The sequence below is a fragment of the Neomegalonema perideroedes DSM 15528 genome, assembly GCF_000374145.1.
Taxonomy (GTDB): Bacteria; Pseudomonadota; Alphaproteobacteria; order Rhodobacterales; family Rhodobacteraceae; genus Neomegalonema; species Neomegalonema perideroedes.
On record NZ_KB893654.1, the window covers coordinates 133,387 to 146,815 of the forward strand.

At 67.8% G+C, this 13,429-nt stretch carries 14 protein-coding genes; 1 reads left to right on the top strand and 13 read right to left on the bottom strand.

Features of this window, described 5'->3' with window-relative positions; translation table 11 throughout:
- Nucleotides 1-15 precede the first annotated feature (15 nt).
- From map to B161_RS0107730, 8 genes are all read right to left on the bottom strand, one after another.
- A complete protein-coding gene (gene map, locus B161_RS0107695) occupies nucleotides 16-765 on the bottom strand; it encodes a type I methionyl aminopeptidase (RefSeq protein ID WP_018632789.1) in 750 nt (249 codons plus the stop codon).
- Nucleotides 762-1,352, bottom strand: coding sequence for an RBBP9/YdeN family alpha/beta hydrolase (locus tag B161_RS17315; RefSeq protein ID WP_018632790.1), 591 nt, complete (start codon nucleotides 1,350-1,352; stop codon nucleotides 762-764). The genes map and B161_RS17315 overlap by 4 nt, the downstream gene beginning before the upstream one ends.
- Nucleotides 1,349-1,903 (bottom strand): gamma carbonic anhydrase family protein, encoded by a 555-nt coding sequence (locus B161_RS0107705; protein WP_018632792.1) that lies wholly within the window; start codon nucleotides 1,901-1,903, stop codon nucleotides 1,349-1,351. Before B161_RS0107705 ends, B161_RS17315 begins: the two co-directional genes overlap by 4 nt.
- 103 nt (nucleotides 1,904-2,006) lie before the next feature.
- Nucleotides 2,007-2,645, bottom strand: a complete 639-nt coding sequence (locus tag B161_RS0107710) for a VOC family protein (RefSeq protein WP_018632793.1) — start codon at nucleotides 2,643-2,645, stop codon at nucleotides 2,007-2,009.
- Nucleotides 2,646-2,843: 198 nt separating this feature from the next.
- Nucleotides 2,844-4,277: a bifunctional glutamate N-acetyltransferase/amino-acid acetyltransferase ArgJ gene (argJ, locus tag B161_RS0107715; protein ID WP_018632794.1), complete on the bottom strand. Its 1,434-nt coding sequence runs from the start codon at nucleotides 4,275-4,277 to the stop codon at nucleotides 2,844-2,846.
- 174 nt (nucleotides 4,278-4,451) lie between these two features.
- A complete protein-coding gene (locus B161_RS0107720; protein ID WP_026310273.1) occupies nucleotides 4,452-5,357 on the bottom strand; it encodes a peptidylprolyl isomerase in 906 nt (301 codons plus the stop codon).
- 304 nt (nucleotides 5,358-5,661) lie between these two features.
- On the bottom strand, nucleotides 5,662-5,958 hold the full coding sequence (rpmB, locus tag B161_RS0107725) for a 50S ribosomal protein L28 (RefSeq protein ID WP_018632796.1): 297 nt from the start codon (nucleotides 5,956-5,958) through the stop codon (nucleotides 5,662-5,664).
- 164 nt (nucleotides 5,959-6,122) lie between these two features.
- Entirely contained in the window at nucleotides 6,123-6,671 is a 549-nt protein-coding gene (locus B161_RS0107730) for a hypothetical protein (RefSeq protein WP_018632797.1), read from the bottom strand.
- A 141-nt stretch (nucleotides 6,672-6,812) separates the two neighbouring features.
- On the opposite strand from B161_RS0107730, the gene B161_RS0107735 reads away from it, so the two are divergent.
- Nucleotides 6,813-7,847 carry an LLM class flavin-dependent oxidoreductase gene (locus B161_RS0107735; RefSeq protein ID WP_018632798.1) on the top strand — a complete coding sequence of 345 codons (1,035 nt, stop codon included), beginning with the start codon at nucleotides 6,813-6,815 and terminating at the stop codon, nucleotides 7,845-7,847.
- On the opposite strand, the gene serB is transcribed toward B161_RS0107735, so the two are convergent.
- The 5 genes from serB to B161_RS0107760 all read right to left on the bottom strand — a co-directional run bounded on the left by serB (nucleotide 7,844) and on the right by B161_RS0107760 (nucleotide 13,404).
- Nucleotides 7,844-8,743: a phosphoserine phosphatase SerB gene (serB, locus tag B161_RS0107740; protein ID WP_018632799.1), complete on the bottom strand. Its 900-nt coding sequence runs from the start codon at nucleotides 8,741-8,743 to the stop codon at nucleotides 7,844-7,846. The genes B161_RS0107735 and serB overlap by 4 nt on opposite strands.
- Nucleotides 8,740-10,326, bottom strand: coding sequence for a phosphoglycerate dehydrogenase (serA, locus tag B161_RS0107745; RefSeq protein WP_018632800.1), 1,587 nt, complete (start codon nucleotides 10,324-10,326; stop codon nucleotides 8,740-8,742). Before serA ends, serB begins: the two co-directional genes overlap by 4 nt.
- A 210-nt stretch (nucleotides 10,327-10,536) precedes the next feature.
- Nucleotides 10,537-11,727 (bottom strand): phosphoserine transaminase, encoded by a 1,191-nt coding sequence (locus B161_RS0107750; RefSeq protein ID WP_018632801.1) that lies wholly within the window; start codon nucleotides 11,725-11,727, stop codon nucleotides 10,537-10,539.
- Between the two features lie 193 nt (nucleotides 11,728-11,920).
- Nucleotides 11,921-12,763 carry a serine O-acetyltransferase gene (gene cysE / locus B161_RS0107755; RefSeq protein ID WP_018632802.1) on the bottom strand — a complete coding sequence of 281 codons (843 nt, stop codon included), beginning with the start codon at nucleotides 12,761-12,763 and terminating at the stop codon, nucleotides 11,921-11,923.
- An 80-nt stretch (nucleotides 12,764-12,843) separates the two neighbouring features.
- Complete coding sequence (locus B161_RS0107760) at nucleotides 12,844-13,404, bottom strand: GcrA family cell cycle regulator (protein ID WP_018632803.1); 561 nt, start codon at nucleotides 13,402-13,404, stop codon at nucleotides 12,844-12,846.
- Nucleotides 13,405-13,429 lie beyond the last annotated feature (25 nt).

The window sequence follows — 13,429 nt, forward strand, 5'->3', positions numbered from 1 at the left end:
GCGCGGCCTTCAGGCTCAGAAGGGCGAGGTCACGATGATCGGGCCGCGCTCCGTGGCGACGATGGTGTGCTCATATTGCACGACCGGCGCGGGGGGCTCGCTATAGAGCGTCCAGCCGTCGGCGCCCTCGTTCGCCCAGACTCCGCCCAGCGACAGGAAAGGCTCCACGGTCATGACGAGGCCCTTGTGAATCCGGCGCTTGTCTCCGCGCGTGGGCCAGGTGGGGATCTCTCCCGGCTCCTCATGCAGCGCCCGCCCGACGCCATGGCTCGCGAGGTTGCGGATCAGCGTATAGCCGCGCGCCTCGGCGAAGCGCCCGACGGCCTCGCCTATCCCCGCCAGCGGCTTGCCGTCGCCGACCTGCGCGATTCCGATCTCCATGGCGCGTTTTCCGTCGCGGCGCAGGCGCTCCAGAGCGGGCGGCAGGGCGCGCACGGGCCAGCTCGCGCCGGTGTCGGCGAAATAACCGTTTTTCGAGGCCGAAACGTCGATGTTGACCAGATCCCCCGCCTTGAGCCGCCGGTCTCCGGGGATGCCATGGGCGATCTCTTCGTTCACGCTGATGCAGGTCGCCCCCGGAAAGCCGTAGGTCGATTGCGGCGCGGAAAGGGCGCCTTCGCGCTCCAGCAGGGCGCGCCCGATGTCGTCCAGCTCGCGGGTGGTCATGCCGGGCTCCATGGCCTGAGCCATGGCCCGCAGGACCTGAGCGACGATGCGGCCGATCTCCTTCAGCCCGTCCAGCTCGTCTTGTTTGGTGATCGTCACGCCGTTCCCTCCTCTTGCGCGAGGGGCGCCTGAGCCCGCACCGCGAGGCGCTCCAGCAGCGCGCGGCCCTCGGGCCATTCGCCGAGCCCGCTCAGGGCGTTGATATGGCCCCGCGCGCCGACGTCCACGAATTCGGCCTCCCAGAGCCGCGCCATCTCCTCGGCCCGCGCGAAGCCGCAATAGGGATCGTTGCGGCTGGCGGCGAGGATCGTCCGCAGCCCCAGAGCCCGACGCGGCAAAGGCGAGAAATCGCCCTTGATCGCGCCGGGGAAGTCGGGAGCGTCGAGGTCGGGCGGCGCCACGAGCAGCAGGCCCCGCACGCGGCCGAAGCCCTCGCCCGAAGCCTTGCGCCGCGCCGCCCAATGGACCGCCAGAGCGCAGCCCCGGCTATGGGCGACCAAAAGCGCCGGATGGCTCCCATTGGCGAGGGCGCCTTCCAGACGCGCCATCCATGCGCTGAGGTCGGGCGTCTCCCAATCCTCCTGAAGCACCCGGCTGGAGTTTTCATAAAGTCCCGCCCAATGGCCCTGCCAATGGCCGGGGCTGCTGTTGCCGTAGCCCGGCAGAAGCAGAAGATCGAGCCTCACTGCGGCGTCTCCGGCAGCTCCGGATTCCCGGTCGGCTTGAGGCCGTCGCGGAAGCGGGCGGCGTTGGCGACGTAGCGCGCCGCCGAGGCGCGCAGCTTCTGGCGTTCTTCGGGCGACAGCGCCCGCGCGACCTTCGCCGGAGATCCCACGATCAGCGAGCCGGGCGGAAAGCTCTTGCCCTCGGTGACGAGCGCCCCCGCGCCCACGAGGCTCTCCGCGCCGATCTTCGCGCCGTTGAGCACCGTCGCGCCCATGCCGATCAGCACGGCCTCTTCAAGCGTGCAGCCATGGAGGATGGCGCCATGGCCCACGGTGCAATCCGGGCCGATGGTCAGCGGAAAGCCGGGATCGGTGTGGAGGATCGAATTCTCCTGAACGTTGGAGCCGCCTCCTACGCGGATCTCCTCGTTGTCGCCGCGCAGGACGGCGCCGAACCAGATGTTCGCGCCTTCCTCCAAAACGACCTTTCCGATCAGCTTCGCCCCCGGCGCGACCCAAGCCGAGCCGTCTTTCGGCAAGCGCGGCGCATGGCCGTCGAGTTCATAGAGCATGCGGACCTCCCTCAGCTTCGCCTCCTTTCTCCCGCGCGGCGGGCGGAGGCGCAAGGGGCCTCCTGCGGATAAGCTTACGCCTCCGCAGGAGAAGGGCGCGGCGTCAGCTCACGAGGCTATAGGCGCCTTCAGGGGTGTTCAGCTCCGCCATGAGCTTATTGCCGCCCAAGGCGGTTTCGCGCAGCTCGACGAGATTCCGCGCGCCCAAAGCCTTGAGTTCGGTCTCGATGGTCGCCGTCTCCGGAGTCTCGATCACCAGCCGCGAGAGGCTCAGCCCCGTCTCCGGCAGGGATTGGGCGGGCGAGGGGCCTTGCCATTGGATCAGGAAGGGCAGAAGGGCGCGATGCTCGGTGTAGGGGCCGTCCGGGATGGTCAGGCTCCAGCGGCGCTCGCCGCGGGACATGGCCTCCACCGGACCCAGACCCAGAGGCGAGAGCAGAGAATCGCGCGCGATGTCGTCGGTGGCGAGGCCCCAGCCGATCAGACGCGGCGAGACCTTCAGACGCGCCTGAACCGCGGGATCGTCGAGGCCGAACCAGCGCGGACGCGAAGGCGCCGCCGCCGCGGGATCGATCGCCAGAAGCTCCAGATAGGTCTGCGGCCCCAGCCGCCAGAGCAGATTATGCGTGCCCATGAAGTCATGGCGCCCGCCGGGAGAGGCCGGGGCGCCGAGACGCTCCTCCAGCCAATCCTGACCCTGCTCCAAGCTGGCGGCGCCGATGACGAGATGGTCGATATGCATGGGAAGGCTCCCTGTCCCGGACGAAAAAAGGCTCCCCTTTCAGATAGGGGAGCCTTTCCGCTTTAACCAGTTCTCAGAGCGCTTTCCAGCGAAGCCGACCGAGCTTCGCGTCGCGAAAGCGCGACGAAATAAAGATTTGGAGCGTTTGAACGGCCCAATTCGGCCGGATGACGCTCTCAGGCGCGCCGGAGCGGAAAATCAGCTCCGGTAATCGGCGTTGATCTCGATATAGCGCTTGGTCAGATCGCAGGTCCAGACGCGGGCCTCGCCCTTGCCGACGCCGACGTCCACGCGGATGGCCAATTCGCTGCGTTTGAAATAAGCCGCGCCGGTCTCCTCCTGATATTCGGGCGAGACGAGGCCGTTTTCAGCCACCAGCGCCTCGCCGAACCAGATGGCGAGCTTGTCGCGGTCGGCGGCCTCGCCGGATTTGCCCACCGCCATGACGATGCGGCCCCAATTGGGGTCTTGGCCCGCGAGGGCGGTTTTGACGAGCGGCGAATTGGCGATGGCGAGGCCGATCTTCTTGGCGGCCTTGGCGCTTTTCGCCCCGGTGACGTGGAATTCGACGAATTTCGTCGCGCCTTCGCCGTCCTTCACCACGAGTTGCGCCAGCTCCAGCAGGAGGGCGTTCAGCGCCGCGACGAAAGCCGCCGCGCGGGGGTCTTTGGCGGTTTCGATCCGCTCATGCTTCGCCTTGCGCGAGGAGGCCAGCACGATGGTGTCGGAGGTGGAGGTGTCGCTGTCCACGGTGATCGAGTTGAAGCTCGCCTCCGTGGCGCCGGAGAGCGCCTGCTGCAACGCCGCTTGTCCGATATTGGCGTCGGTGAAGACGAAGCCGAGCATGGTGGCCATGTCCGGCGCGATCATGCCCGAGCCCTTGGCGAAGCCGACCAGCGTGACCGGAACGCCCTCGATCTCCACTTGGGCGCTGGCGGCCTTGGGGAAGGTGTCGGTGGTCATGATGGCGCGGGCGCCGTCCTCCCAGGCCTCGGGGGCCTGGCGGGCCGCCAGATCCGGCAGGACGTCGAGGATCTTCTGATAATCGATATGCTGGCCGATCACGCCCGTCGAGGCGACGAAGACCGCCCCCGCGCCGCCGAGGGCCTCGGCCGCCGCCGCCGCGGTCTTCTCGACCGCCGCCGCGCCCACCGAGCCGGTGAAGGCGTTGGAGTTGCCGGAGTTCACGAGAATCCCGAGGGGGCCTTTGAGCTTGCCGCCTTCATTGAGGCTTTTGGTGATCGCCTCGCACCAGAGCACCGGCGCCGAACGCGTCGCCGAGCGCGTGTAGACGCCCGCCGCCGCGCCGCCCGGCGCGATCTTGGCCAGCATCACGTCGAGGCGGCCTTTGTATTTCACGCCCGCCGCCGCGCCCGCCAGCGTGATTCCCGGCACGGGGGGCAGGGCGGGGAAGCCGCCTTCCGGCGCGAAGGGCGAAACCGGAGCCGGCGCCTTTTTGGCGGGGGCGGCGGCGGTCTTGGCGTCGGCCTGAGGCGGATTCTCCGCGGAGGGATCGGCCGTCAGGGCCTGCGCGGCCTCATGAGCCTTCAGCGTCGCGAGTTTGGCCTTGAGCTTGAGCAGCTTGGCTTTGCGCTTCTTGAGTTTGGCTTTGAGCTTGGCGATGTCGGCCATGGGGCGTCTTCCTGCGTCTGCGGACCGGGCCTGCTCCCCTGAGCCGGGCTGGGCGCGCGAATCGCGGCGCAGTCTGAGGGCAAACGGGCTTTGCGTCAAAGCGCCCGGAGGCCCGAAAACGAAAGCCCCGGCGCGAGGCCGGGGCTTCCTGAGATCCCTGCGGCTCGCGCCGGATTATTTCTGGAAGAGCTCCTGCGCGCGCAGAATGGCGGCGGGCGGCTGAGGCTCGGCGTCCTTCACTTCGGCGGCGCCGCGCAGCTCCTCGATGATCTCGCCCGCGAATTTCTGCGCGAGGCGCTGACGGATGAAGCCGCCGACCTGCTCGAGGCTCGGCTTCTCGACTTCGCGGCGATCGTCAAGACGGATGACGTGCCAGCCGAACTGAGACTTCACCGGCGCGGAGGTCGCGCCCTTCTCCAGCTTGAAGGCGGCTTCGGAGAATTCCGGGACCATGACCTCGGCGGTGAACCAGCCCAGATCTCCGCCCTCGGCGCCCGAACCCTTATCGGTGGATTCGGCCTTGGCGACTTCGGCGAAGTCCTCTTTGGCGAGGCGCTCGACGACGGCCTTGGCCTCCTCCTCGGTCTCGACGAGAATGTGGCTGGCGCGCACCTCCTCCTGAACCGGGGCGGCGCCGATCTCTTTGTCGTACTCGGCCTTGACGGCCTCGTCGGTCAGGCGATTGTCGATCTCGCGGGCGATGTAGGTCTCGGCGAGGGTCGCGCGGCGCACGGCTTCGAGGCGGCGCTTGGTCTCGGGCTCGTCGCCGAGCTTGGCCTTGTCGGCGGCGGCGGCCAGCAGCGTCTCGGTGACGATCTGGTCCTTGAGCCCCGCGTAAACCTCGTCGGGCGAGAGCGCGGAGAGCTGCGGGTTCAGGCCGGAGAAGGCCAGAGCCAGATCTCCAAGCTTGATCTCATGACCATCGGCGGTGGCGACGACGCTGTCGCCGGTGAAGGTCTTCAGCGCCTCGTCGACGGCCGCCTGCGTCGCTTCCGCCGTGGGGGCGGCCGCGTCCTGAGCGAAGCTCGGGCCGCTCAGAAGGGCGAGGACCGAACCCGCCATAAGAAACTGTCTGATCATGGGTGCTCCGCTGGCTCCATTTTCATATCTGCTCGTCTCGGCGTTCCGTCCGGCGCGGCTTCGCGCTCTTGGGCGAACGCGTCCGCAGGCGGCTCGCGCCGCCCCCGGACCGCATGGATATGGACCGCGCCCGCCGCCCGCCGCAAGGGGGCGTAAGGGAGTGGAGACGTGAATTTTGCGTCATTTCCGGCGGTTTTCCGCAAAAGGCGGGCTTCAGAGGGCTTTTGGGGCTCAGGCGTAAAAGAAAACGCCGCCCCGAGCGGAGCGGCGTCGAAAGCCGTGAAGAGCCGAAGCCGGGCGCGGATCAGGCCGCGACGGCGACTTCGCGGGCCTTGGCGATCTCATATTTGATGCGCAGGGCTTCGGGCGACAGCTCTTCGTCGCGCGATTTGATCAGATAGGCGTCGAGGCCGCCGCGGTGATCCACGCTGCGCAGCGCGTTGCGGGTGATGCGCAGACGGAAGCTGCGGCCCAGCGTCTCGCTGGTCAGCGTGACCACGCCCAGATTGGGCAGGAAGCGGCGCTTGGTCTTGATGTTGGAATGGCTGACCTTGTGGCCCACTTGCGGGCGGCGGCCGGTCAAGTCGCAGCGACGGGACATCGCGAGATCCTCCGAGAATTTCCGCCCGTCGCGGTCGGTCCGGCGGGGGGCGCCCCCAAGGGGCGCGAACGTGATTAGCGAAATTAAAGAGGCCGCCCCGAAGGGCGGCGCGTCTTTAAGGGGGAGGCTCTACAGAAAAAGCCCCGCCCCGTCAAGTTTCCGACTCACAACTTGCGATGGCCCAGAACCTTGAATTCGGCGCCGACCTTGCGCTCGGCGGGCTTGCGGAGATTCTGCGCGTCATAGGCGAGGGAGGTCCGCAGACGCCAGATCGCGCCCGCCTCGTCGCGCAGGGTGACGATCAGCGGGAAGGTCGCGACCATCCCCGTGACGAGGCCGCGTCCGTCCTCCTCGGCGCCGGGCTCGCCTTCGAGCAGAAGGCTGAGCTCGGTCTCCGGCTCCGCCTCGCATTCGATGGAGAGCACCTGCGCTTTCGGCGTCTGACGATAGATCTCGGCCTCGACGTCGGCGGCGACGAAGCGCGCCGTCTCTTGGCCGCGTCCGAGCCAGGCCATCATATGATCCGACTTCTCGCCCTTCTCGAAGCCCGAGAGCGCGATGAGATGGGGCGGCTTGACGGAAGGCGCCGAAACCGGAGCGGAGAAAGGCGTTTCAGCCATGGCGGGCGCGGCCTCCTGAGGGACGGGCGTTTCGGCGAAGAGGGGCGCGGCGCCCGAGGCCGCCAGAACGGCAGCGAGGAGGATCTTGCGCATGGGGCGGCTGCTTCCTTTGAACTTGCTGGAGAGACAGGGTGTTTCCGAAAAGGCCCGCTTTGAAGCTGTCCTTTGGCGCCGGATCATGGTCTTTTCCCGCAACCTCTCCCGCCCCGCCGCAGCCTGCAAGGAGATCCCCGGATGGAGCTTGGCCTTTACACCTTCGCCGACGTCGGGACCAATCCCGTCACGGGCGAGAAGATCGGGCATCCGCAAAGGCTGAGGAACCTCATGGAGGAGATCCGGCTCGCCGACGAGGCGGGGCTCGACGTCTTCGGCCTCGGCGAGCATCATCGCCCCGATTACGCCTCCTCCGCCCCGGCGACGGCTCTGGCGGGCGCGGCGACGATCACGAAGAACATCCGCCTGACCAGCGCCGTGACGGTGCTGTCCTCGGAAGACCCCGTGCGCGCCTATCAGCAATTCGCCACGCTGGACGGCCTGAGCGGCGGCCGCGCGGAGATCATGGTGGGGCGGGGCTCCTTCATCGAGTCCTTTCCGCTCTTCGGCTATGACCTGAACGATTACGACGCGCTGTTTGAAGAGAAGCTCGCGCTGCTCATGCGGCTGAACGAATCGGAGCGCGCGGATTGGCCGGGCGGCCCCCACACCACGGCGATTCAGGGGCTCGGGATTTATCCGCGGCCCGAGCAGGAGAGCCTGCCGCTCTGGATCGCGGTGGGCGGCACGCCGCAATCGGCGATTCGCGCGGGAGTCCTCGGCCTGCCCATGGCTCTGGCGATCATCGGCGGCGAGCCCGCCCGTTTCGCGCCGCTCTTCGAGCTGCATCGGCGGGCGGCGGCTCAGGCGGGACATGACCCCTTCAAGCTCAAACGCTCGATCAACGTCCACGGCTTCGTCGCGGAGACCTCGCAGAAGGCGGCGGATGTTTTCTATCCGGCTCAGGCGGAGGTGATGAACCGCATCGGGCGGGAACGCGGCTGGCCGCCGACCTCGCGCGCCAAATTCGACGCCGAATCCGGCCCCACGGGGGCGCAATTCGTCGGCGGCCCGGCGGAGCTGACCGATAAGATCCTCAAACATCATGAGATCTTCGGCTTCGACCGCTTCCTGATTCAAATGGCCATCGGCGTGCTGGACCACGCCGACCTCATGAAGGCCATCGAGATTTTCGGAACTAAAGTCGCGCCGGAGGTGAGGAAGGCGGTGGGTTAACCCACCGCCTCGGCGATGTCCTCGGCGTCATAGCCCTGATAGAACAAGGCCGTGCGCAGATCGGTGTGGTCGATGGCGAAGCGGGCCGCCGCGCGGGTCTTGGGCTTGGCGCGATAGGCGATCCCGAGTCCCGCCGCCTGAAGCATGGGGATGTCGTTGGAGCCGTCGCCGACGGCCATGGCGGCCTCCAGCCCGATCCCCAGAGCCGCCGCCCGCTCTTGGAGCAGCGCCAGCTTGACCTCGCCCGTCACCAGAGGCCGTTCGGCCGCGCCGGTGAGTCTGCCTTCCTCGCGGATCAGGCGATTCGCCCGCACGAAGTCGAAGCCCAGCCGACGCCCGCAATCATCGGCGGGGCCGTGGAAGCCTCCCGAGACCAGCATCGTGAAGGCCCCGCCCCAGCGCATGGCCGCGACCAGCTCCCGCGCGCCCTGACTCAGAACCAGCCGATCCGAGACCTGCTGAAGGATCGCCTCGGGCAAGCCCTTGATCTGCGCCAGACGCGAATCCAGCGCCTGCTCGAAATCCAGCTCTCCGCGCATGGCGGCTTGCGTGATCGCCGCCACCTGAGGCCCTACGCCCGCCGCTTCGGCGAGTTCGTCGATGGTCTCGCCGGTGACCATGGTGCTGTCCATGTCGGCGGCGAGCAGCCGTTTGCGGCGGCCCTCCACGGGCTGGACCGCGACGTCCACGCCCGGCAGGATCGCGCGGATGGCCTCGGCTAAGGCGCGGTCGTCTTCGGGACCGCCCTGAAAGAGGAGGTCCTCCGCCTCGCCTTCGGAGAGTTCGCGCTGAGCCTCAAGCTCCGCGCCCTGCGCCCGCAGCAGAGAGGCCGCCTGCAAGGCGGCCTCCGGCGCGAGCGGCGCCCCGACGAGAGTCAGAACCCGCATCCCGGTCATGCGTCAAACCGCAAAGCGGCGGCGCGGGTGACCTGCTTCAGGCCGCGGATCTTCTCCATGACCTCCGGCGCGAGCGGCGCGTCCACCTCGACCAGCACCACGGCGTCGCCGCCCTCGGAGATGCGCCCGAGGTGGAAGTTCGCGATGTTGATCTTGGCCTCCGCCAGCAGATTGCCCAGAGCGCCCACGAGGCCCGGCTGATCCTTATTGGTCACATAGAGCATGTTCCCGCGCAGGGTGGATTCCAGCGCGATGCCCTTGACCTCGACGAGGCGCGCCTGACGTCCGGCCAGCGTGCCCTTGAGGCTGCGCGTGCGGTCGGGCGTCTGGATCTCGACGGTGATCAGGGTCTGGAAATCGCCGTTGCCCTCGGATTTCGTCGAGGCGACGGTCACGCCATATTGCTTGGCGACCTCCATGGCGTTGACCATGTTGATCGAGTCGATCTTGGCGCCCAGCACGGCCTGAACCACGGTCTGGGTCAGCGGCGCGGCGGGGGCCTCGGCGGCGTGGCCTTCATAGGTCACGCGGATGGCCTTGACCTCTTCGTCGGTGAGCTGTCCGGCCATGGAGCCCAGACGACGCGCCAGATCGAGATAGGGCGCCAGAACGCGGGCTTCCTCGGCGGTCAGCGAGGGGGCGTTGACGGCGTTGGTGATGGCGCCGTCCAGCAGATAATCGGACATCTGCTCGGCGACCTGAAGGGCCACCTTCTCTTGGGCCTCCGTCGTCGAGGCGCCGAGATGGGGCGTCACCACCACGTTGTCGAGGCCGAAGAGCGGGTTCTCCTTGGCGGGCTCCACCGAGAAGACGTCGAAGCCGGCGCCCGCGATATGGCCCGACAACAGAGCCTCGCGCAGGGCGACTTCATCCACCAGCCCGCCGCGGGCGCAGTTGATGACGTAGGAGCCCTTCTTCATCTTGGCGAGCGCTTCGGCCGAGACGATGTTGCGGGTCTGGTCGTTCATCGGCACGTGCAGCGTCAGGAAATCGGCCTGAGCCAGCACCGTGTCGAGATCGGCCTTGGTCACGCCAAGGCGCTCGGCGCGCTCCTCGGAGAGGAAGGGGTCGTAGGCCACGACCTTCATCTTCAGCCCGAGCGCGCGGCTCGCCACGATGGAGCCGATGTTGCCCGCGCCGATCAGACCCAGGGTCTTGCCGGTGATCTCGGTTCCCATGAAGCGGGTCTTCTCCCATTTGCCCGCCTGAGTCGAGGCGTTGGCGAGGGGGAGCTGACGCGCCACGGCGAAGATCATGGCGATGGCGTGCTCGGCGGTGGTGACGGCGTTGCCGAAGGGGGTGTTCATCACCACCACGCCGCGCGCCGTGGCGGCGGGGACGTCGACGTTGTCCACGCCGATGCCCGCGCGGCCGATCACCTTGAGGTTGGTCGCGGCGGCGAGCAGATCGGCGGTGGCTTTGGTCGAGGAGCGGATGGCGAGGCCGTCGTATTTGCCGATCTCTGCCTTGAGTTCGTCGGGGGAGAGCTTGGGCGAGACGGTGACGTCGATGCCGCGGTTGCGGAAGATCTCGACGGCTTGGCTGCTCATGGAATCGCTGATGAGAACCTTGGGAGCGGTCATGTCGAAGCGCCTTCTAAATCGGAATTTCGGGGATGAGGCGCTCTAAGTTTTCGTTGGGTCGCGCTTTCACGACGCGAAGCCTGATCGGCTTCGCTGGAAAGCGCTCCAAGCCTCGGCCGCAGCCGCAGAGAGCGCCGTTCTGAGAAACGCGCCTCCCGCCGCGCCGCTTCGGGCGGCGCGGGAGGGCGTCTTGCGATCACGGGAGGAGGGTCAGGCGGCGAGAGTCTCGGCCTTGGCCTGCGCGAAGGCGTAGTCGAGCCAAGGCGTCAGAGCCTCGATGTCGGCGGTCTCGACGGTGCCGCCGCCCCAGACGCGCAGCGAAGCCGGCGCGGAGCGATAGCCGCCGATGTCGAGGGCCGCGTTCTCTTTCTCCAGAATCTTCGTCATCTTCTTGACGAACTCCCAGCGGGCTTCTTCGTCCGGCAGATTCAGGAAGACCGGGTCTTTGATCTGGAAGCAGAGCGAGGTCGGCGAGCGGGTCGCCGGATCCTTGGCCATCCACTCGGCCCAGTTGGATTGCTTGATCCAACGGTCGAAGGCGTTGAAATTGGCGTTGGCGCGCGAGATCAGGCCCTTGAGCCCGCCGACGCTCTCCGCCCAATCAAGGGCCACGAGCTGATCCTCGACCGCCAGCAGCGAGACGGTGTTGAGGGTCTCGCCTTTGAAGACGCCCTCGTTGAGGCCGTCGCCTTTGCGGATGCGGTAGATCTTCGGAATGGGCCAAGCCGGCGTATAGGTCTTGACGCGCTCCAGAACGCGGGGGCCGAAGGCCATCATGCCGTGCTGGGCTTCGCCGCCGAGCACCTTCTGCCAGGACCAGGTGACCACGTCGAGCTTGTTCCAAGGCAGATCCATGGCGAAGGCCGCCGAAGTGGCGTCGGCGAGGACGAGGCCCTCGCGGTTGTCCGGGATCCAGTCGCCATGCGGGGCGCGCACGCCCGAGGTGGTGCCGTTCCACGTGAAGCAGACGTCGCGGGTGAAATCGACTTTCGAGAGGTCGGGGAGGTCGCCGTAAGCGGCCTTGGTGACCTTGGCGTCGATCTTGAGCTCTTTCACCGCGTCGGTGGCCCAGTCGTTGCCGAAATTCTCCCAAACGAGGATTTCAGCCGGGCGGGCGCCGAAGAGGTTCCAGAGCGCGCATTCCACCGCGCCCGTATCCGAGCCGGCGATGATCGCAAGACGCCAATCGGCGGGCATGCCGAGCATGGCCTTCGAGCGCGTGATCACTTCCTCGATGCGCGCCTTGCCCTCTTTGGAGCGATGCGAGCGACCGACGGCGGCGCCTTCGAGCAGGCTGATGTTCCAGCCGGGGAATTTCGTGGTGGGGCCGGGGGAGAAACGCGGGTTCGCAGGGCGCGTTTCGGGCTTCGCCGCAGCGGCGGCGGTCGTGGCGTCGGTCATAATAGGTCCAACCTCTGGTCGGGGGACGCGGTGCTGCGTCAGGCCGGGGTTGGATAGCCCCAAGGACGGGCGCCGCGCAAGCGGCTTATAGTCGTATGCATGAAGAATGACGCGCGCGCGACGCGGAAGGGACGCGGAAGGCTCGGCCCCCCCCACGTCGGATCAGGAGGCGGATCAGGAGGCGGATCAGGCTTCAGATTCCCTCGCCTTGAAAGGCGAATCGCTGGTCCATCTGCTTGGCGGGACAATCGCAGCCCGCGTCTCCGACGATGCGGGCGGGGGCTCCGACCACGCTTTTGCGCGGCGGCACGTCGGCGAGCACCACCGAGCCCGCCCCGATCCGCGAGCATTCGCCGATTCGGATGTTGCCCAGCACCGAAGCCCCCGCGCCGATCATCACGCCGGAGCCGATCTTCGGATGGCGGTCGCCGGTCTCCTTGCCGGTGCCGCCGAGGGTCACGCCATGGAGAATGGACACGTCGTCGCCGATCACGGCGGTCTCGCCGATCACCACGCCGGTGGCGTGGTCGAACATCACCCGCCGCCCGATTCGCGCCGCCGGATGGATGTCCACGCCGAAGACCTCGGATTGCCGCATCTGAAGGAAGCGCGCCGCCTCGCGCGCGCCTTGGCGCCAATGCCAATGCGCGATGCGATGGGATTGCAGCGCCAGATAGCCCTTGAAATACATCAGCGGCTGAAACAGCCGCTCGCAGGCGGGGTCGCGGGCCTTCACCGCGAGCACGTCCTCGCGGGCCGCCGTGGCGAGCCCCGGATCCGCCCGGTGGGCCGTCGCGGCGATCTCGGCCAGAGCCAGAGCCGGAAGCTCCGGCGCGGCCAGCTTTCCGGCGATGCGGTGGATCAGCGCCTCGCTCAAGGAGGCGTGGGCGAGGATCGCGCCATGCAGCGCCGCCGCCATGAGCGGCTCGGCGCGGGCGGCGGCCTCGGCTTCGGCGCGCAGATCCGCCCAAAAGACTTCGGCCGGGTCTCGCGCGCCGGTCAGCAGCCCGCCCGCCCGTAAGCTGATGGTGTTCATGCTTCGCCTCTCTGGTCCGATGGGCCCGAGAGGCGAAGTTAGCGCATTTCGCAGCGCGTCAAAAGCATAAGCTTATCCGACTATGAGCTGACGGTCAGCATCTTGGGCGGACGATTGCGGTCGCGGCGGTTGGACATCGGCTGATAGGCCGCCAGAGTATGGGCCGCGCAATAGGGCTTTCCCGCCGCCGAGGGCAGGCCGCAGAAATGGAAGTCGTCGTGATTGGGGTCGCCGATGGGCCATTTGCAGGTCCGCTCGGTCAGCTCCAGCAGCGAGAGGCGGCGGGCCTTCTTCTCAAGGCTGGCGAGATCCACCTGAGGCGCGGCGACCTCCTCGATCTCCTCCTCGTCTTCGTCCTCCAGCTCGTCGAGATCCTCCTCCTCGACCGGATCGGCGGCGCGGGCGGTTTCGGCGGCGCGGGCGGTCTCGGCGGCGGCTTCGGGCGCGGGGGCGGCCTCGGCGGCCTCCGGCTCGGCGAGCCCCTCGCCTTTCTCCACGCGGTTGGACAACCCGAGGCGGTGCACCTTGCCGATCACGGCGTTGCGCGAGACGCCGCCAAGCTGCTTGGCGATCTGGCTGGCGCTGGCGCCTTCATGCCAGAGCGCTTTGAGCTGCTCGACTCGTTCGTCGGTCCAGGACATGGGGGGACTCCTGCGCAGGGCGGAA

Bases quoted from the DNA above. Each gene is read 5' to 3' on its own strand.
- B161_RS0107705 (WP_018632792.1), bottom strand. From the start codon at position 1,903: ATGCTCTATGAACTCGACGGCCATGCGCCGCGCTTGCCGAAAGACGGC.
- B161_RS0107710 (WP_018632793.1), bottom strand. From the start codon at position 2,645: ATGCATATCGACCATCTCGTCATCGGCGCCGCCAGCTTGGAGCAGGGT.
- argJ (WP_018632794.1), bottom strand. From the start codon at position 4,277: ATGGCCGACATCGCCAAGCTCAAAGCCAAACTCAAGAAGCGCAAAGCC.
- B161_RS0107720 (WP_026310273.1), bottom strand. From the start codon at position 5,357: ATGATCAGACAGTTTCTTATGGCGGGTTCGGTCCTCGCCCTTCTGAGC.
- rpmB (WP_018632796.1), bottom strand. From the start codon at position 5,958: ATGTCCCGTCGCTGCGACTTGACCGGCCGCCGCCCGCAAGTGGGCCAC.
- B161_RS0107730 (WP_018632797.1), bottom strand. From the start codon at position 6,671: ATGCGCAAGATCCTCCTCGCTGCCGTTCTGGCGGCCTCGGGCGCCGCG.
- B161_RS0107735 (WP_018632798.1), top strand. From the start codon at position 6,813: ATGGAGCTTGGCCTTTACACCTTCGCCGACGTCGGGACCAATCCCGTC.
- serB (WP_018632799.1), bottom strand. From the start codon at position 8,743: ATGACCGGGATGCGGGTTCTGACTCTCGTCGGGGCGCCGCTCGCGCCG.
- serA (WP_018632800.1), bottom strand. From the start codon at position 10,326: ATGACCGCTCCCAAGGTTCTCATCAGCGATTCCATGAGCAGCCAAGCC.
- B161_RS0107750 (WP_018632801.1), bottom strand. From the start codon at position 11,727: ATGACCGACGCCACGACCGCCGCCGCTGCGGCGAAGCCCGAAACGCGC.
- cysE (WP_018632802.1), bottom strand. From the start codon at position 12,763: ATGAACACCATCAGCTTACGGGCGGGCGGGCTGCTGACCGGCGCGCGA.
- B161_RS0107760 (WP_018632803.1), bottom strand. From the start codon at position 13,404: ATGTCCTGGACCGACGAACGAGTCGAGCAGCTCAAAGCGCTCTGGCAT.